General features: G+C 71.9%; 17 protein-coding genes. 7 read left to right on the forward strand and 10 right to left on the reverse strand.

Annotated features, from left to right (window positions below):
* Positions 1-55 precede the first annotated feature (55 nt).
* Both ACIPYW_RS12115 and ACIPYW_RS12120 read right to left on the reverse strand, forming a co-directional pair.
* The gene (locus ACIPYW_RS12115) at positions 56-1,318 is read right to left on the reverse strand and encodes an HRDC domain-containing protein (protein WP_400413838.1); all 1,263 of its coding nucleotides are present in this window, start codon (positions 1,316-1,318) and stop codon (positions 56-58) included.
* Positions 1,311-1,895, reverse strand: coding sequence for a DUF3000 domain-containing protein (locus ACIPYW_RS12120; RefSeq protein ID WP_290131877.1), 585 nt, complete (start codon positions 1,893-1,895; stop codon positions 1,311-1,313). The genes ACIPYW_RS12115 and ACIPYW_RS12120 overlap by 8 nt, the downstream gene beginning before the upstream one ends.
* A 23-nt stretch (positions 1,896-1,918) precedes the next feature.
* On the opposite strand from ACIPYW_RS12120, the gene ACIPYW_RS12125 reads away from it, so the two are divergent.
* Positions 1,919-3,142, forward strand: a complete 1,224-nt coding sequence (locus ACIPYW_RS12125) for an alpha/beta hydrolase family protein (protein ID WP_400413840.1) — start codon at positions 1,919-1,921, stop codon at positions 3,140-3,142.
* 129 nt (positions 3,143-3,271) lie between these two features.
* On the opposite strand, the gene ACIPYW_RS12130 is transcribed toward ACIPYW_RS12125, so the two are convergent.
* Both ACIPYW_RS12130 and ACIPYW_RS12135 read right to left on the reverse strand, forming a co-directional pair.
* Positions 3,272-3,730, reverse strand: a complete 459-nt coding sequence (locus tag ACIPYW_RS12130; RefSeq protein WP_400413841.1) for a SufE family protein — start codon at positions 3,728-3,730, stop codon at positions 3,272-3,274.
* A complete protein-coding gene (locus tag ACIPYW_RS12135) occupies positions 3,727-4,638 on the reverse strand; it encodes a sulfurtransferase (RefSeq protein WP_400413844.1) in 912 nt (303 codons plus the stop codon). Before ACIPYW_RS12135 ends, ACIPYW_RS12130 begins: the two co-directional genes overlap by 4 nt.
* A gap of 135 nt (positions 4,639-4,773) precedes the next feature.
* Here ACIPYW_RS12135 and zapE point away from each other — a divergent pair, with 135 nt between their 5' ends.
* The 3 genes from zapE to ACIPYW_RS12150 all read left to right on the forward strand — a co-directional run bounded on the left by zapE (position 4,774) and on the right by ACIPYW_RS12150 (position 8,098).
* Positions 4,774-5,799, forward strand: a complete 1,026-nt coding sequence (gene zapE, locus ACIPYW_RS12140; protein WP_400413846.1) for a cell division protein ZapE — start codon at positions 4,774-4,776, stop codon at positions 5,797-5,799.
* 254 nt (positions 5,800-6,053) lie between these two features.
* Entirely contained in the window at positions 6,054-7,328 is a 1,275-nt protein-coding gene (locus ACIPYW_RS12145) for an ammonium transporter (protein WP_400413849.1), read from the forward strand.
* 119 nt (positions 7,329-7,447) lie between these two features.
* Positions 7,448-8,098 carry a tyrosine-protein phosphatase gene (locus ACIPYW_RS12150; protein WP_400413851.1) on the forward strand — a complete coding sequence of 217 codons (651 nt, stop codon included), beginning with the start codon at positions 7,448-7,450 and terminating at the stop codon, positions 8,096-8,098.
* 241 nt (positions 8,099-8,339) lie between these two features.
* Here ACIPYW_RS12150 and ACIPYW_RS12155 read toward each other — a convergent pair whose 3' ends face one another.
* Positions 8,340-9,311: an aldo/keto reductase gene (locus ACIPYW_RS12155; protein WP_290131870.1), complete on the reverse strand. Its 972-nt coding sequence runs from the start codon at positions 9,309-9,311 to the stop codon at positions 8,340-8,342.
* A gap of 141 nt (positions 9,312-9,452) precedes the next feature.
* On the opposite strand from ACIPYW_RS12155, the gene ACIPYW_RS12160 reads away from it, so the two are divergent.
* Positions 9,453-10,421: a beta-ketoacyl-ACP synthase III gene (locus ACIPYW_RS12160; RefSeq protein WP_400413854.1), complete on the forward strand. Its 969-nt coding sequence runs from the start codon at positions 9,453-9,455 to the stop codon at positions 10,419-10,421.
* Between the two features lie 108 nt (positions 10,422-10,529).
* On the opposite strand, the gene ACIPYW_RS12165 is transcribed toward ACIPYW_RS12160, so the two are convergent.
* From ACIPYW_RS12165 to ACIPYW_RS12185, 5 genes are all read right to left on the reverse strand, one after another.
* A complete protein-coding gene (locus tag ACIPYW_RS12165; RefSeq protein WP_400413857.1) occupies positions 10,530-11,429 on the reverse strand; it encodes a hypothetical protein in 900 nt (299 codons plus the stop codon).
* A gap of 129 nt (positions 11,430-11,558) precedes the next feature.
* Positions 11,559-11,924, reverse strand: coding sequence for a flagellar assembly protein FliW (fliW, locus tag ACIPYW_RS12170; RefSeq protein WP_400413859.1), 366 nt, complete (start codon positions 11,922-11,924; stop codon positions 11,559-11,561).
* The gene (flgL, locus tag ACIPYW_RS12175) at positions 11,921-12,802 is read right to left on the reverse strand and encodes a flagellar hook-associated protein FlgL (RefSeq protein WP_400413862.1); all 882 of its coding nucleotides are present in this window, start codon (positions 12,800-12,802) and stop codon (positions 11,921-11,923) included. The genes fliW and flgL overlap by 4 nt, the downstream gene beginning before the upstream one ends.
* 2 nt (positions 12,803-12,804) lie before the next feature.
* Positions 12,805-14,226 (reverse strand): flagellar hook-associated protein FlgK, encoded by a 1,422-nt coding sequence (flgK, locus tag ACIPYW_RS12180; protein ID WP_400413864.1) that lies wholly within the window; start codon positions 14,224-14,226, stop codon positions 12,805-12,807.
* Between the two features lie 2 nt (positions 14,227-14,228).
* Positions 14,229-14,747 carry a flagellar protein FlgN gene (locus tag ACIPYW_RS12185; protein ID WP_400413866.1) on the reverse strand — a complete coding sequence of 173 codons (519 nt, stop codon included), beginning with the start codon at positions 14,745-14,747 and terminating at the stop codon, positions 14,229-14,231.
* 436 nt (positions 14,748-15,183) lie between these two features.
* Here ACIPYW_RS12185 and ACIPYW_RS12190 point away from each other — a divergent pair, with 436 nt between their 5' ends.
* Together ACIPYW_RS12190 and ACIPYW_RS12195 are read left to right on the forward strand one after the other, a co-directional pair.
* Positions 15,184-16,002, forward strand: coding sequence for a sigma-70 family RNA polymerase sigma factor (locus ACIPYW_RS12190; RefSeq protein WP_400413869.1), 819 nt, complete (start codon positions 15,184-15,186; stop codon positions 16,000-16,002).
* Positions 16,003-16,125: 123 nt separating this feature from the next.
* Entirely contained in the window at positions 16,126-17,253 is a 1,128-nt protein-coding gene (locus tag ACIPYW_RS12195) for a flagellin (RefSeq protein WP_400413871.1), read from the forward strand.

The following is a 17,253-nucleotide window of genomic DNA, read 5'->3' on the forward strand; positions in this document are numbered from 1 at the left end:
ACGGTACCGACGCTATGCCCGCCGCCTGGGCGGACGCATGCCGGTTGGGGTGTTCCTACGAGCCGGTGTTGCTCTCAGCAGCAGGCTCCTGTGCAGCAGCGACAAAGGCCTGCGCGATGATCGACGCCGTCTCCTCGACCTGCCACGGCCGGGCGTCGTGCGCGGCGAGGGCGGCTCCCACGGTCTCGGTCGCGATCGACGTGGGCGGCTCCCACGACACGACACGGAGGGTCTCCGGCGTCAGGAGGTTCTCGACGGGCAGGTCGAGTGCCTCGGCACGCGCGACGACCGCGGCACGCGCCGCCTTGTAGCGACGGTCGGCCTCGGGGTTGCGATCGGCCCACGCACGGGGCGGCGGCAGCGACGGGTCGCCGACGGCGCGGAGCCGGGGGAGGTCCTCGGTCGTGCGACCCGCCTCGACGGCGGCCCACCAGCGGTCCATCTCGCTCCGGCTCGCACGTCCGGTGAAGGCCTTGAGCCCGGCGAGCTCGCCCTTCGACGCGGGGTTCGCGGCCGCCGCTGCGACGATCGCGGCGTCGGGGATGGTCCGACCCGGGGCGATGTCCGCCTCGCGCGCGTACTCGTCCCGGGCCGTCCACAGCGCACGGGCGATCGCGAGCGCACGGGCACCGCGCAGGGCGTGCATGCCGGAGAGACGACGCCAGGGCTCGGCGCGCGGGGGCTTGGGCGCGCGCGCCAGCACGGCGGCGAACTCCTCCTCGGCGATCCGCGTCTTGCCCGCCTCGTCCAGGACCGCCGCGAGGGCGTCCCGGAGGTCGGGGAGCAGTTCGACGTCGAGCGCGGCGTACACGAGCCAGGACTGCGGGAGCGGTCGGGTCGACCAGTCGGCGGCGGAGTGCGCCTTCGCGAGCGTGATGCCGAGCAGCTGCTCGACGACGGCGCCGAGCCCGACCCGGGGGAAGCCGGCGATGCGCGCACCGAGCTCGGTGTCGAAGATCCTCGTGGGGACGAGTCCGACCTCCTGCAGGCACGGGAGGTCCTGCGAGGCGGCGTGGAACAGCCACTCCTCGTCGACGATGGCGTCCTGCAACTCGGCGAACGAACCGATCGCGATCGGGTCGAACAGGAACGAACCCGCTCCTCGCCGGAACACCTGGATGAGGTAGGCGCGCTGTGAGTACCGGTACCCGCTGGCGCGTTCGGCGTCGACGGCGACCGGTCCGTCGCCACCCGCGAGCGCCTCGACCGCGGCGAGGTACTCGGTGCGCGACTCGATCACGTGGACCGTCGCGTGCCCCTCCTCGAACGGGGACGAGTCCGACGCGGCAGCACCGGTCGACGGAGCGGGGTCAGTCACGTGCGGTCCTCCTCGGGGCCAACAGGGTCACGCCGTCCGAGGTGGGCGGCAGGCCCGCGAGCATCGCGACGATGTCCTCCCAGGCGCGGACGTGCGCCGTGAGGTCCTCGTCACGCGGCGTCCACGACGCGCGCAGCTCGAGCTGCGCGCCGTCGCCCTGCGCCGCGAGGTCACCGTACCCGCGCGAGATGATCTTCGTGGCCGTCCCGGACGCGTGGTCGTAGGTCGCGCCGTGCGCTGCGAGGGCGTCGACGAGCCAGCTCCACGTCACGTCGGCGACGAACTCGTCGACACCGATCTCCGGCTCGAGCGGTGCCTGCGCGAACGTCACGATGCGGAACGCGCCGTCCCAGCCCTCGGGTTCTTCGGGGTCGTACAGGGCGATGAACCGGCCGGTGCCGAGGTCGGAGTCGACCCCGTGGGCGGCGCCGGAGACGTCCGCCGCGAGGGCGAGGGACCACGGCGCGATCCGCGACGGGGAGGGGATCTCGGTGACGGTGGTCTCGGTGCGCGGCCGGTCGGACGCCACGAACGCGCGGAGCCTGGCGAAGGCGTCGGGCTCTCGGGATTCGGACACGGATGCAGACTAGGCTCCCGGGCATGCCCGGATCCGCACGACCCGCCGAGGACGCCCTCCAGCGATCGGCCCGGTCGGCCGGGGTGGTGGCGCTCGGGGCGGGGATCGCGGCCGCCACGATCAGCGCGGCGGTCGTCGGCGGGTTCGTCGCGGCGGTCGCCCGGGCCGTCGTCACGCCGGACCGCAAGCGCACCGAGCGGGTCCCGATCCACGCGGTCGACCCCGGTGCCCGCACGGTGACGATCGAGCGCACGGCGGACACGGAGCTGCAGGGGCGGTACAGCCTCTGGTTCGGCGCCGGCACCGGGCACATGCGCGTCGGCGAGGTCCTCGGGACGACCGACACCACCGTCACGCGCCGGATCATCGCGATCGACGCCGGTGACCCGACGAACGCCCGCCGTGGTCGGTGGGGCGGATGGTTCTACCTGACGCCCGGCGAACTCGACGTCCCCGTCGAGGACGTCGACGTCCCCACCCCGAACGGCCCTGCGCCGGCGTGGGTGGTCCGTGCTGACGACCCCGAGGCGCCCTGGGCGGTGCTCGTGCACGGCCGCGGTGTCACCCGCGCCGAGACCATCCGCGCCGTGCCCGTGTTCCGGGCCGCTGGCTACTCGGTGCTCCTCGCGTCCTGGCGCAACGACGGGGTCGCCCCGCGGAGCGTCGACGGGCGGTACGGCCTCGGCAGCACCGAGTGGGAGGACATCGACGCCACCCTGCGCTGGGTCGCCGGCGAGGGTGCGACGAGCGTGGTCCTGATGGGCTGGTCGATGGGCGGCGCGGTCGTGCTCCAGACGCTCCTGCGGTCGTCGTCGGCGCACCTCGTGGACGGCGTGGTCCTCGAGTCCCCGGTGGTCGACTGGCACGCGGTCCTCAAGTCGCAGAGCCGCCTGCTCCGGTTCCCGAAGACCGTGCGGAAGGTCGCACAGTGGCTCCTCCGGGCGCCCGTGCTGCACCGGGTCGCCGGACTGCGCGAGCCCGTGGACCTGCGGGAGCTCGACATGGTCGCCCGCGCCGACGAGCTCCACGTCCCGATCCTGCTGCTGCACTCCGACGACGACGGCTTCGTCCCGTCGTCGGCATCCCACGACCTCGCGCGCGTCCGACCCGACATCGTCCGGCTCGAGGTGCAGCACACCGCACGGCACACCAAGCTCTGGAACCACGACGCCGACTGGTTCGACGCCCGCATCCTCGCGTGGCTCACCGAGGTGGTGCAGCACCAGGGGGCGACCCGCGCGTCGTAGACGCGACCCACTGACGGACGGGCGCGCCCCGCTCAGCAGCGACGCGAAGCGTTGCGCGGGGCGCGCCGACCGAGCCTGCGAGGGAGGACGGTGCACGCCCGCCCCGCGCCTCCCGTCAGGTGGGTCGGTTCAGGCGGAAGCCAGCGCGTGCACCTGCCGCTGCACCCGGCCGAGCATCCCGACCATGCCGCGGATGCGCAGTGGGCTCACCGCCTCGGAGAGCCCGATCGTCAGCGGGTAGTCGGCCGGGACGGCGAGGACCTCGTCGACCGTCAGTCCGGACAGCCCCTGCGCGAGGATCGACGCGAAGCCACGGGTGGTCGGTGCCTCGCGCGGTGCGGTCGCGTGCATCCGGACGACGTCGGGGGCGTCACCGTCCTCACCGACCGTGACGGTGATGAACACGGGGGACTGGCACTCCTCGACGCGTTCGAGCTCGTCCTCGTGGCCCTGCAGCCGCTCGGGCAGCGCCGGGAGTTCGTCGGAGAACTCGAGGAGCAGCTGGAGCCGGTCCTGCTGGGAGAGCTCGAGGAAGTCGTCCCGGATCTCCGCGAGCGTCGCCGGCAGCGCCGTGGTGTCGTCGGTCATCGGGTCGGGGCCTCGCCCGGCTCGGAGCCCTGGACGATCGGGACGCGGACCGCGCTGCCCCACTCGGTCCACGAGCCGTCGTAGTTGCGGACGTTCTCGTACCCGAGGAGGTGCTGCAGGACGAACCAGGTGTGGCTCGACCGTTCCCCGATGCGGCAGTAGGCGATGACCTCGTCGGCGTCGCCGATGCCCGCACCGTCGCGGTAGATCGCGTCGAGCTCGGCACGGTCCTTGAAGGTGCCGTCGGGCGCGGCCGCGGTCGCCCACGGGATGTTCACCGCGGTCGGGACGTGTCCGCCGCGCAGCGCGCCCTCCTCCGGGTAGTCCGGCGCGGTGGTCCGCTCGCCCGAGTACTCCGCGGCACTCCGGACGTCGATGAGCGGCTTGCCGAGGTGGGCGAGCACGTCCTCCTTGAAGGCGCGGACCTGCTCGTCGCTCCGCTCGACGACCGGGTACTCGACCGGGGTGACCTCGATGCGGTCGGTCGTGAGGGCGCGGTCCTCGGCGATCCACTTCGCCCGCCCGCCGTCGAGCAGTCGGACGTCCTCGTGGCCGAAGAGCGTGAAGACCCAGAGGGCGTACGCAGCCCACCAGTTGTTCTTGTCGCCGTAGACCACGACCGTGGTGTCGCGGGCGATGCCCTTGCCGCCGAGCAGCCGGGCGAAGGCCTCGCCGTCGATGTAGTCGCGCTGCACCGGGTCGTTGAGGTCCGTGTGCCAGTCGATCTTCACCGAGCCGGGGACGTGCCCGGTCTCGTAGAGCAGGACGTCCTCGTCGGACTCGACGACGACCAGGTCCGGAGCGCCGACCCCGGCGTCGAGCTGCTCCTGCAGCCACTCGGTGGAGACGAGGCGCTCCGGGTGGGCGTAGGCGGCGAACTTCTCGGACGGGTCGACCGGTGCGGTCATGGCGTGCTACCTCCAGGTGGTGATCGGGCGCCGGACTAGGATCGGTCCTCGGTGCCTGTGGGCAACGGTACGCGTGCGGACCGTGCTCCAGCCGCAACGTTGCACCGCACGACATGCTTCCCGGAAGGGCCGTCCTTGCCTGAACACGCCTCGGTGCCGAGCCACCTCGTCGACCGCGACCCGCAGGTGTCCCCGCAGCAGATGGCCGCGGCCCTCGTCCCGCCGCCGCAGTTCACCGACGCGTCGTTCGAGTCGTACCGACCTGACCCCGACTACCCGTCCCAGGCCGAGGTCCGCGACACCGTCGCCGCGTTCGTCGCGAACGGTGCCGGCGCCGGTGCGCCCCGCCGCGGGCTGTTCGGCCGGCGCCGGAGCGCCGCACCGGAGGCGGCCACGAAGTCGGGCGTGTACCTCGACGGCGGGTTCGGTGTCGGCAAGACCCACCTGCTCGCCGCGGCGTACCACGCGGCCTCGGGACGGAAGACCTTCGGCACGTTCATCGAGTACACCGCGCTCGTCGGCGCGCTCGGGTTCCAGGGCACGGTCGACCTCCTCCGCGGCACGGCACTCGTGTGCATCGACGAGTTCGAGCTCGACGACCCGGGCGACACGATGATGATGACGCGGCTCATCAAGGAGCTCTCCGAGACCGGCACCCGCTTCGCCGCCACCTCGAACACCCCACCAGGGGCGCTCGGCGAGGGTCGCTTCGCCGCACAGGACTTCCTCCGCGAGATCCAGGCGATGTCCGATCGGTTCGACACGCTCCGCATCGACGGGCTCGACTACCGCCGTCGCGCCGTCGACGAGTCCGCCGCGGTGGTGTCCGACGTCGCCGCGGCACTGCCCGCCGGTGCCGTCACGCTCGACGCCTTCGCGGACGTCGTCGCCCACCTCGGCACCGTGCACCCCTCGAAGTACGTCGCGCTGGTCGAGGGGCTCGACGCGGTCGGCCTCACCGACGCGACGCCGTTCACGGACCAGACCGACGCGCTCCGCTGGGTCGCACTCGTCGACCGGCTGTACGACGCGCAGGTGCGCATCGTCGCGTCGGGCACGCCGCTCGACGCGGTCTACCCGCAGACGATGCTCGACGGCGGGTACCGGAAGAAGTACCTGCGCGCGGCGTCGCGCGTGGTCGCGCTGACGCGCGCCGCCTGAGGCGACCACCCGACGGCCGGGAGGCGCGTGGCGTGCCCGCACCGCGCCTCAAGGCCGGTGGTGCCCGCCCTCGTGACGCGACCGTCCAGACGGTCGCAGGGGACCCGCCGCCCGCCGAAACACAACGTTCACACGGCGCGACGTCGCGTTACATCCGCGAAACAGATCGTGCTCATCGGTGAAACAGCACCTCGCCAAACTCGACAGCACCCGAGGCGGTCCAAGAGCCGTTCGTGCAATCGAGAGGTGAACAGATGCTTGATCAGGGCAACACGACCTTCGTGTTGGTCATGGCGGCGCTGGTGTTGTTCATGACACCCGGCCTGGCCTTCTTCTACGGCGGTCTGGTGAAGGCCAAGTCCGTCATCAGCATGATGATGATGTCGTTCGGAGCCATCGCGCTCGTCAGCGTCCTGTGGGTGCTGTACGGCTACGCGATCGCCTTCGCGAACACCGGGCCGCACACCGCGGTCAGCGGCGTCGTCGGGTTCTTCAGCATCGACTGGAACCTCATCGGCCTCGGCCAGGCGTTCGAGGAGGCCAAGGCCTCCACGATCAACGCCGCGTACCCGTCGATGGCGTTCGTCGGCTTCCAGGCCACCTTCGCGATCATCACCGTCGCCCTGATCTCCGGCGCCATCGCCGACCGCGCCAAGTTCGGCGCCTGGATGCTCTTCGCGGGCATCTGGGTCACCGTCGTGTACTTCCCGGTCGCGTCGTGGGTGTTCAACCTCACCTCCGGTTGGGCCGCCACGTGGGGCGTCATCGACTTCGCCGGTGGCACCGCGGTGCACATCAACGCCGGTGCCGCGGGGCTCGCCCTCGCGATCGTGCTCGGCAAGCGCGTCGGCTTCGCCAAGGGCGCGCACAAGCCGCACAACCCGCCCTTCGTGCTCCTCGGTGCCGCGATCCTCTGGTTCGGCTGGTTCGGCTTCAACGCCGGCTCCGAGGGTGCGGCCGACGGCATCGCCGCGATCGCCTGGGTGAACACGCTCGCCGCCCCGGCCGCCGCCATCCTCGGCTGGCTGCTCGTCGAGAAGCTCAAGGACGGCAAGGCCACGTCCGTCGGTGCCGCCTCTGGTGCCGTCACCGGTCTCGTCGCGATCACCCCGGCCTGCGCCGCCCTCACCCCGGGCTGGGGCATCCTCCTCGGGTTCCTCGCCGGCATCGTCTGCTGCTTCGCGATCGACTGGAAGTACAAGCTCGGCTTCGACGACTCGCTCGACGTCGTGGGCGTCCACCTCGTCGGCGGCATCTTCGGCACGCTGTTCCTCGGCTTCTTCGCCAACGACACCGGCCTGATCTACTCCGGCTCGTTCGTCCAGCTCGGCAAGCAGGCGGCCGCCGCCGGCGCCGTCGGCCTGTACTCCTTCGTCCTGGCCTTCGCGATCGGTTGGATCATCGAGAAGACCATCGGCTTCCGCGTGAAGACCGAGGACGAGGTCGCCGGCATCGACACCGCGGTCCACGGTGAAGAGGGCTACGTCCTCTACGAGGAGCGCGACGAGACCCCGGTCTCCGTCCGGTAGCTCCGGCTCTCTCCGCCCCGTCCGACGGGCCCCGCGCACACAGCAGGCGCGGGGCCCGTCGTCGTGTGCGGGGTGGGCCCTGGCGGCTCGGTGCGCCACGGGGCTGGCAGGCTGGGGGCATGACGACGACGTCCACGCTCACCAACCTCCGGCCCGTCGGCGGCCCGGACCTGCAGGCAGACCGCTCGCGCACCGTCCACCGGGCGAACACCGAGCCCGTGTCGCCAGCGGCGTACCCGGCGGACCTCGCGCTCGTGGTGGACCTGCGCCGAGAGGACGAGGTCGCCCGCGTCCCGCACCCCCTCCGCGACACCGCGGGCTACCGGCAAGTGCCGATGTTCGACCCGTCCGTGCCCGAGTCCGGTGCCTCAGCGGTCGCGTTGGAGGACCAGTACACCGACTGGACCGAGCGCCACGCTGCCGGGATCGCCGCCGCACTCCGGGCCGTGGCCGGGACGCGGGGCGACGTGTTGGTGTGCTGCTCGGCGGGGAAGGACCGCACGGGCATCATCGCGGCACTGCTGGCACGGCACTGGGGTGCGTCGATCGCCTCGGCCGCGGAGGACTACGCGGCCAGCGCGGTCGGGCTCGTGGAACGGTTCGCTGCCGAGCGGGCGGCGAGCGGGGACCCGGAGGCGACCGCGGTCGCACAGCGGTGCGTGCCGGAGATCATGCAGACCGTGCTGGAGCGGATCGAGGTGCGCTGGGGGAGCATCGACGGCTACCTGCGCTGGCTCGGGCTGAGCGAGGAGGAGCTCGCGGCGCTCTGACGGCGCGGCCGGCGTGTGCGCGGCGCGGTCGGCGCGGATGGCGCGTGCGGGGCGCCGACGCAGCGTGTGCGGGGCGCGGTCGGCACGGTCGACGCGGTGGGCGCGAACGGCCTGGAGGCACGTGGCGAGCCGTCGAGACGGGTGCGCCACGTGCCTCCAGGCCGGTCCGGCGACCCACGGATCCGACCTGCGGGTGGCGCCGGATCCGTGGATCGGGTGACCGCCGATCAGTCGGGTCGGCTCACCAGGCGTAGTCCTCCGGGGAGGTCTTGTGCCCCGGGAAGATCTCGTCGAGGCGCGCGAGCGCCGCGTCGTCGAGGCGGATGTCGACCGCGCGGACCGCGGACTCCCACTGCTCCATCGTGCGCGGCCCGGTGATCGGCGCGGTGACGGCCGGTTGGTGCAGCAGCCACGCCAGCGCGAGCTCGCCCGGCGTGTGGCCGAGTTCCTTCGCGAAGGCCTCGTACGCCGACAGCTGGTCGTGGTGGCCCTCGACGTACTCGGCACTGCGGCCGGACAGCCGGCGTGAGCCGTTCTCGGTCTTCTCGATCACACCGCCGAGGAGTCCGCCCTGCAACGGCGACCACGGGATGACGCCCAGTCCGTAGTGCTCCGCGGCGGGCAGCACGTCGCGCTCGACGTCGCGGACGACCAGGTTGTAGATCGACTGCTCGCTGACGAGGCCGAGGAAGTTCCGGCGGGCCGCGGCCTCCTGCGCCTGGGCGATGTGCCAGCCGGCGAAGTTCGAGGAGCCGACGTAGAGCACCTTGCCCTGGGCGACGGCGACCTCGAGGGCCTGCCAGATCTCGTCCCACGGCGTCGCGCGGTCGACGTGGTGGAACTGGTAGAGGTCGATGTGGTCGGTCTGGAGACGCCGGAGGCTCGCGTCGAGCGCCTGACGGATGTTGTACGCGCTGAGCTTCCCGCCGTTCGGCCAGTCGATCATGTCGCCGTAGACCTTCGTCGCGAGGACGGTCTTCTCGCGCCGACCGCCGCCCTTCGCGAACCAGCGGCCGATGATCTCCTCCGTCGCGCCCTTGCCCACCGAGCCGCCGTAGCCGTTCGCGGTGTCGAAGAAGTTCACGCCGAGCTCGTGTGCGCGGTCCATGATGGCGTGCGAGTCGTCCTCGCTGGTCTCCGGTCCGAAGTTCATCGTCCCGAGCACCGCTCGCGACACCGACAGCCCTGTCCGTCCGAGGTGTGTGTAGTCCATGGAGCTGGTCTACGCGGGGTGCGCTGGGGGAGCCAGGCCCTGGCGGTACCGGTTGCGAGCTCTCGTCGCGCGTGTGCGCTCGTACGGGGCGCATGCGTTCGCGGGCATGCATCGGTCGTCGGTGGGAGTAGCGTGCCGCGGGTGAACATCCCCGCACTCCGAGGCAGCCGGATCATCGGGTTCGGCCACCACCAGCCCTCGCGCATCCTGACCAACGACGAGCTCTCGACGATGGTCGACACGAACGACGAGTGGATCACCACCCGCACCGGCATCGAGACGCGCCGCATCGCCGGGCCGGACGACACCGTCACCACGATGGCGGTCGAGGCCGGGCGTGCTGCCCTCGCCGACGCAGGGGTCGGTCCGTCCGACGTCGGGCTCGTCGTCGTGGCTTCCACCACGCACGAGGACCGCGCGCCGTACACCGCCGGTCGGGTCGTCGCGGAACTCGGACTGTCCGCGCGGGCAGCACCGATCGACATCAACACCGCGTGCAGCGGGTTCGAGTACGCGATGGGCATCGCCGACCAGGCCGTGCGCACCGGATCCGCCGACACCGCGCTCGTGATCGGTTCCGAGAAGCTCTCGGGCATCGTCGACTGGACCGACCGATCGACCTGCGTGCTCGTGGGCGACGGAGCCGGGGCAGCGGTGGTCGGGGCCTCCGACGAGCCGCAGATCGGGCCGGTCTCGTGGGGGAGCGTGCCGCACCTGCAGCAGGCCGTGCGGGTGTCCGGCGACCCCGCGCGGTTCTCCCAGGAGGGCCGCTCGATCTACCGGTGGGCCATCACGGAGGCGGCCGACCATGCGCGTGCCGTCGTCGCCGCTGCCGGGCTGACGATCGACGACATCGAGGTCTTCGCGTTCCATCAGGCGAACCTGCGGATCATCGAGCCCCTCGTCGAGGCGCTGGGCGGATCCCCGAGCTACGTCGTCCGTGACGTCGTCGAGTCGGGCAACACGTCGGCGGCGAGCGTGCCACTGGGGCTGTCGAAGGCGTGGTCGCGCGGCGAACTGCCCGAAGGGGTGCCGGCGCTGTTGTTCGGCTTCGGCGGAGGCTTCGCGCACGCAGGGCAGGTCGTCACGACGCCGGTGCGCCGGGGCTGAGGAGCCTCCGGGCCGGTGTCGGACCGGTGCTGGTGCTGGTGATCCGGTCTGGTGCTGGCCGGCCGGACCGGTACCGGCTCAGCGCCGGTCGGCCGGGCCGGTGTCAGCTCAGCGCCGGTCGGCCGGACCCGGGTCGGGCGTCTCCGCCCAGAGGTCCTCGTCCGCCTTGCGACGTCGCCACGGCAGCGCCTTCCGGCCCTCGGACGTCGGCTCGCGACGCTCCTTCGCCGCACGGGTCGGCTTCGCGTCGAGCACGATCGGGAACTGCGCCGGCGGCGTCCCGAAGCCGGTCCGCGACGCGTTCACCACCTTGCGCCCGAGCGCGTGGTTGCCGAGCCCGCCCACCGCAGCACCGATCCCGAACGGCAGGGCGCGCCCGACGATCGTCGATCCCTGCCGAGCCGCGAAGCGCCGGACGAACTGGTCGCGGACCTGACCGCCGATGCCGGACACGACCTGTTTCGGCAGCGAGGCCGTCACCATCTCGCCCCAGAACGCCGTCCGCGCCTGCCCCCCGGCCGCCTGACCGGCGAGCTGCTTGATGAGCTGGGTCCCCGGAGTGCCGAGGATGAGCGCCATCACGAGCGTGCGTGCGCGCTCCGGATCGTCCAGCGCGATCCCGTGCACCTCGGTCACCGACTGCGCGAACAGCGCTGTGGTCTCGAGGAAGCCGACCGTCTCCGCGCCGCTCAACCCCAGCGCGGCAGCCATGCCGACACCCGGGATGACGGCACTCGCACCGACCGCCGCGCCGCCCGACGTGACCGCCGTGAGGTACTGCCGCTCGAGGATCTGGATGATCTCCGCAGGGCTGGCGTCCGGGTGGCGGCGACGGAGCCGGTTGACGTGTGCGACGACGATGGGGCGCTGCACGCTGAGCACCCGGTCCAACCACTTGACCCAGCCGGTGCCGGTGTCCAGACGCTTGCCGTCGGCATCGGGTGCGGGGGTTTCGACCGGGGCGACCGGCATCGGGATGATCGCCTGGTCCTTCTGCTGTCGGGCCATGGAGCAGACCGTACGCCGCGGGGGTGGGAGCGGTCCCCACGGAAACGCGCGCCTCTCGTGGACCCGACCGACCCGACCGACCGACCCGCCCGGCCGACCCGCCGGTCCGCCCCCCGACCCGCCGCGCCCCTAGCGGCGGGCGAGCTCCGCGCGCAGCGGGAAGTCCTGGTCCTCGAGGATGAGCTGGGCGCCGACCGAGGTCCGGGCGTTCACGACGACAGGGGCGAGCAGGTTCACCGTGGTGCCCTCTGCTGCAGGGTTCGCGACGACGAGGAGCATGGCGTCCTCGGGCGCGGTGAGCCCGAGCACGTCGACCTGTGCGGTGGAGAGCACCGGCTCGTACGCGGGCAGGTGCACCGCGGCGTCGAGCAGGAACAGGCGCGAACCGTCGCCGACCAGGGTGAACAGCCCCTCGGAGCCCTCGACCGGTGTCAGCGTGAAGACCGATCCGCTCAGGCCGAACGGCGGGACGGGGAACGTCAGGTCGATGCTCATCGGAGGTAGTCCATCAGGGTCGGCTGCAGCACCTTCGCGGTCACGGCGAGTGCTGCCTGGTAGTTGGTCTGCTGCACCTGGAGGTCGAGGACGGCCTTCGCGAGGTCCTTGTCCTCGACGTCCGACCGGCGCCCCTCGAGCGCGACGGACGCGGTCTTCAGCGAGTCCTGCGCGGTCAACGCAGCCGCGTGCCGGACACCGACGTCCGCCTGGGCGCTCCGCACGGTGTCGATCGCACCGTCGACGTCGTTGAGCCTCGGGTTCACGTTCACGCCGTTCTGCAGGTCGGACACGATCGAGTCGATCACCGAGAACACCGACGTCGACCCGAAGCCGAACACGGCCGATCCGGGGGTGTCGACCCGGACGGACTGGGCGTCGCCGACCCGTCGCGAGACCGCGGTGCCCGAGGCGGCGAACCCGCTTGCCGGGTCGTACGCGGTCGCGGCGGTCGACGAGCCCGCGAAGACGTTCCTGGTGCCGTACGTCGTGTTCGCCCGGGCCTCGAGGTCCGACTTCAGCGCCCGGAACTCGGTGATGAACGCATCGCGGTCGGTGTCGCTCATGGTGCCGGAGTTCGCGGCCTGGACGGTGAGGTCGCGCACGTTCGTGAGCACCGAGTACACCGACGTCAGCGTGCTGTCGGTCGTCGCGAGCCAGCCCACCGCGTCGTCCGCGTTCCGGGCGTACTGGGCGTTCGCGGCCTGCTCCTTGCGCACCTGCATCGACGTGCCGGTCCCGACCGGGTCGTCGGACGGCCGCGAGATGTTCTTGAGCGTGGTCGCCTGGTCGGTCAGCTGCGCGACCTTCGCGGCGCCGGCCTGCAGGCGTGCGCTGGCCGCGGCCACCGACATCTGGGTGGTCACCCGGGTGATCATGTTCAGCTCCTGCCGACGAGGCCGACGCGGTTGATGATGGTGTCGAGCATCTCGTCGACGGCGGTCAAGACGCGCGCGGCGCCCTGGTACGCATGCTGGTAGCTCAGCAGGTTGACGTTCTCCTCGTCGAGGTCGACGCCGGCACCCGACTGCTGCTGGGTGCGCGCGCTGGTCAGTGCGAGTCCGGTGAGCGTCGATTCCGACGCGGCCGACCGGGAGGCACTGCCCACCCCCGTCACGAACGTCGCCCAGGCCGCGTCCGGACCGTCGGACGCCGCCCCGAGCCGCGCGAGCGCGTCGGCGAACGAGTCGTCGAGTTCCCCCGCCGCGTTCCGCGTCGCCAGACCGCTCGCGTCCGTGGGGACGACGGACAGCCCCTGTGCCGCGGGCACCCCGGGCGCGACGGCGAAGAAGGCGTGGCCCGCGGTGCCGTCCGCCGTGGAGCCGGACTCGTGCACGGCGTTCACGACGGCCGCGAGCTTCGTCGCCACGGCGTCGTACGAGGCAGACGCCTGTGCGAGCGCACCGCCGGTGCCCTGGGCGTCCGCGGGGGCCAGGAGCGACAGCGCGCCGCCGATCGACCCGCCGGACAGCGACACCGCGCCGGCCTGCCCGGACGTCCAGGTCAGGGTCACCGCGGCGCCGTCGCGCAGCGCGGTCGCGCCGCCGAGGGCCAGGGAGCGCGCGTCGGTGCCCTGCACGATCGGGTTCCCGCCGATGAGCACGTCGGCCGTGCCGTCCGCGTTCGTCCGGACGGTCCCGCCGGCCAGGGTCGCGATCTGCTCGGTGAGCTGGTCGCGCTGGTCGAGCAGTTCGTTCGCGTTGCCGCCCGCAGCGAGCGCGGACCGGATCTGCCCGTTCAGGTCGGCGACCTGCTTCGCGGCGTCGTTCAGCTGCGTCACCTGGGCGGCGACGGTCGCGCGGACCTGCGACCACTGCTGGTCGAGCGCCTTCGAACCGCTCGACAACGTCGACGCGACGGTGTTCGCGGCGCCGAGGAGCGTGCTCGCGGCACCGGGGTCGTCGGGGTGTGCCGCGACCTGGCCCCACGCCGACCAGAACGCGTCGAGCTTGGCGGAGAGGCCGTCCTTGCCGGGCTCCTGCAGGCCGGTCTCGAGGGCGCTCAGCGCGGTGGCGCGGGCGTCGGCGTACGCAGAGGAACCCGCGGCGACGCGCACGCCGGCGTCGAGCGTCAGGGACCCGAGCCGGGCGATGCCGTCGACCGAGACGCCCTGCCCGGCGAGGGCCGCCGTGCCGCGCACGAACCCGGTCTGGGCGGCGGGGATCGACGACTGGGTCACCCGCTGCCGGGTGTACCCGGCGGTCCCGGCGTTCGCGATGTTCTGCCCGGTGACGTCGATGCCGGCGCGGGCGGCGGCCAGGCCGGAGTACGCCGTCGCGAGGGAACCGAAGGTGCTGACCACGACTAGAGGTTCCCCTCGAACAAGCGCGCCCCGTCGGCGCCGGAGCCGCTCGTGCCGCTGGCGTCGTACGTCGCCGGAGTCCCGACCGTGCCGGCGAGGGTCTCCTCGGTCGCGTGGGCCGCGGCGCGGAGGAAGCGGTCGTTCTCGTCGCGGAGCGCACCGATCTGCGTCGTCAACTCGACCATGGCCGTGAGGTGCGCGCCGAGGATCTCGCCCCACGGGCCGTTCGGCGCGGCGGCGACGACGTCACGCAGGGGAGCGTCGGCGGCGACGCCCCACTCCTCGGCGACCTCGGCGCTCGACGCGGCCCGCTCGAGCCCGGTGCTCCGGAGTCGTTCGAGCACCTGCTCGACCTCACGGCTGGCGTGCGACACCCAGCGGGAACGCCCGGCAGCGAGGAGCAGCTGCTCCTCCTCGAGCTTGAACGTGAGCAGTTCGAGCAGTTCACGTTCGCGCCACAGTACGGCGGACAGGTCGTTCACGCTCATCAGCTCCTCCCGGGTGGTGGTTCGGTCCGTCATCCTGCGGACACCGTGGACTATCGGTCCGCGAGGTGGTGACGTAAGCGCCGTGCGCTGACGTGCGCGCAGAACCGACGGGACGCGATGCGGCGCGACCGGCGGGGCGGGCGTACCCCGGGCCTCCCGTCCGGACGGCGATCGGGGGACAGAACCGGCTGTTCCGAGCCTCGTGTCCTCCCAAATGCCGACCCGGATCGACGGGGGTCACCCCCGCACTGGGTACGGATGAGGGCCTGTTCAGAGCCTTCCCAGCCGATACATTCAGAACGCACCCCGGGGGACAGACCCGGCACGCGTCGCAGGGACGCGGAGGTGCCCGCCCGGAGGGACCCGGGCGGTCTTCGACGTACGTTCCGGCCTGCCGAGGCCGGTGTCCGTCGTGCCCACCGACGGGCGACCCACGGACGGGCTTCAGGTCGATCAGGGGATCAGCAGCATGGACCGCACCGAACGCAACACGATGATCGTCGAGCACCTCCCGCTCGTCGGCTACATCGTCGCCGACGTCCGAGCACGCGCCACCCACCTCGACCGGGACGACCTCGCCGCCGTCGGTTCCCTCGCCCTGGTCGCCGCCGCCGACGCGTTCGACCCGACCCTCGGTGTGCCGTTCGGTGCGTACGCCCGCACCCGCATCACCGGGGCGATCGCCGACGACATGCGTTCCGCCGACTGGGCCTCCCGCGGCACCCGGAAACGCATCCGCGAGACCCTCGCCACGCAGGAGGCGCTGTCCGCCCGGCTCGGCCGCTCCGTCGGCGTGCAGGAGATCGCCGACGCGATGGGCATCGACCGCCAGACCGCTGCGGACGCCATGAGCGATGCCGGCCGCACCGTCACCGCCATCGACGAGACGGTGCACGACATCGTCGCCGCGGACATCGCGCTGCCGGGCGACGACCTCCTCGAGACCGAGAAGCGCCGCTACCTCCGCGCCGCGGTCGAGGCGCTCCCGGAGCGGATGCGTTTCATCGTCGAGCAGGTCTACTTCGGCGACCGGTCCGTCACGGACGTCGCCGCCGAGCTCGGGATCACGCACTCCGCGGTGTCGCAGCAGCGCTCCGAGGCGATGCGCCTGCTCCGCGACGGACTCGCCACGCACTACGGGGACGGCGGGGCCACGCCCGAGCCGGCGTCCCGGACCACCGCCGCCCGCCGCAGCGCCTACCTCGCGAAGGTGGCCGCGAACGCCGCCGCCGGGGTGGCTCGCGCCGTGCACGACGCCGCCGCGGCGCCGGTGCCCGCGGCGGGGTAGACGTCCCGTTGCGGAACTTTTCCGCAACGGGCACTAACGACTCGACGCCGCCGGCCGAGAGTCACCCGTGTCAGCCCATGGACGGGCAGACACCGAACCCAAGGATTCACGGAGGAAACCACCATGGGTATGTCCATCAACACCAACCTCTCGGCACTCAACACGTACCGGAACCTCAACTCGACGCAGAACGACCTGTCGAAGTCCCTCGAGAAGCTCTCGTCGGGTCTCCGCATCAACCGTGCTGCCGACGACGCGGCCGGTCTGTCGATCTCCGAGGGGCTGAAGTCCCAGGTCGGTGGCCTCACGGTTGCCGCCCGCAACGCCCAGGACGGCATCTCCGTCGTGCAGACGGCTGAAGGTGGTCTCACCGAGACCCACTCGATCCTCCAGCGCATGCGCGACCTCGCCGTCCAGGCGGGCAACGACTCGAACAACGATGCATCGCGCACCGCGATCAGCACCGAGGTCGGCCAGCTCCAGAAGGAACTGACCCGCATCTCGGCGTCGACCAACTTCAACGGCATCAACCTCCTCGACGGATCCGCCGGCACCAACGGTGACGGCAAGCTGACCTTCCAGGTCGGCGCCAACGGTGACACGAGCAGCCAGATCGAGGTCGACCTCTCCGGTGCCAACATCAAGTCGATCGCCGACAAGGTGGCGGCTGGCTCCGGTACGTCGGTCGCGATCGCCGACTCTTCGAAGGCGACCGGCAAGGTCACCTTCGAGTCCGGCGGCAAGACGCTGACGCTCGACTTCGACACCATCGACGACGACACCGCCCTGAAGAATGCGCTGGATGCGGGTGCAGCCGACGGCTTCACCGCCAGCTTCAAGGACGGCAAGGTCACGGTCTTCGGCACCGACGGTGCTGCGGTGAAGGCCACCGTCGACGGTGCTGCGGCGGGCGATGGCGCGGTCAAGACCGGTGTCGCCGGCACGGGCGAGATCTCGTTCGACTCGGCTACCTCGGCCCAGAACGCGATCAAGGTCATCGACGAGCAGATCGCCGCCGTCTCGTCCGCCCGTTCGAACCTCGGCGCCATCCAGAACCGCTTCGACCACGCCATCAACGTGACGAACGTGGCCAAGGAGAACCTCACCGCGGCAGGCTCGCGCATCACCGATGTCGACATGGCAGAGGAGATGGTCAAGTACACGCGCGACAACATCCTCAGCCAGGCCGGCACCTCGATGCTCGCGCAGGCGAACCAGAGCACGCAGGGTGTGCTCTCGCTCCTCCGCTAG

This window comes from Curtobacterium sp. NPDC089689, from assembly GCF_044749145.1.
In the GTDB taxonomy this organism is placed as follows: domain Bacteria; phylum Actinomycetota; class Actinomycetes; order Actinomycetales; family Microbacteriaceae; genus Curtobacterium.

Excerpts from the sequence above, each read along its gene's own strand:
- flgL (WP_400413862.1), bottom strand. The coding sequence starts at position 12,802 with ATGATCACCCGGGTGACCACCCAGATGTCGGTGGCCGCGGCCAGCGCA.
- ACIPYW_RS12150 (WP_400413851.1), top strand. The coding sequence starts at position 7,448 with ATGACGACGACGTCCACGCTCACCAACCTCCGGCCCGTCGGCGGCCCG.
- ACIPYW_RS12130 (WP_400413841.1), bottom strand. The coding sequence starts at position 3,730 with ATGACCGACGACACCACGGCGCTGCCGGCGACGCTCGCGGAGATCCGG.
- fliW (WP_400413859.1), bottom strand. The coding sequence starts at position 11,924 with ATGAGCATCGACCTGACGTTCCCCGTCCCGCCGTTCGGCCTGAGCGGA.
- ACIPYW_RS12190 (WP_400413869.1), top strand. The coding sequence starts at position 15,184 with ATGGACCGCACCGAACGCAACACGATGATCGTCGAGCACCTCCCGCTC.
- ACIPYW_RS12195 (WP_400413871.1), top strand. The coding sequence starts at position 16,126 with ATGGGTATGTCCATCAACACCAACCTCTCGGCACTCAACACGTACCGG.
- ACIPYW_RS12185 (WP_400413866.1), bottom strand. The coding sequence starts at position 14,747 with ATGACGGACCGAACCACCACCCGGGAGGAGCTGATGAGCGTGAACGAC.
- ACIPYW_RS12135 (WP_400413844.1), bottom strand. The coding sequence starts at position 4,638 with ATGACCGCACCGGTCGACCCGTCCGAGAAGTTCGCCGCCTACGCCCAC.
- ACIPYW_RS12155 (WP_290131870.1), bottom strand. The coding sequence starts at position 9,311 with ATGGACTACACACACCTCGGACGGACAGGGCTGTCGGTGTCGCGAGCG.
- ACIPYW_RS12125 (WP_400413840.1), top strand. The coding sequence starts at position 1,919 with ATGCCCGGATCCGCACGACCCGCCGAGGACGCCCTCCAGCGATCGGCC.
- ACIPYW_RS12145 (WP_400413849.1), top strand. The coding sequence starts at position 6,054 with ATGCTTGATCAGGGCAACACGACCTTCGTGTTGGTCATGGCGGCGCTG.
- ACIPYW_RS12165 (WP_400413857.1), bottom strand. The coding sequence starts at position 11,429 with ATGGCCCGACAGCAGAAGGACCAGGCGATCATCCCGATGCCGGTCGCC.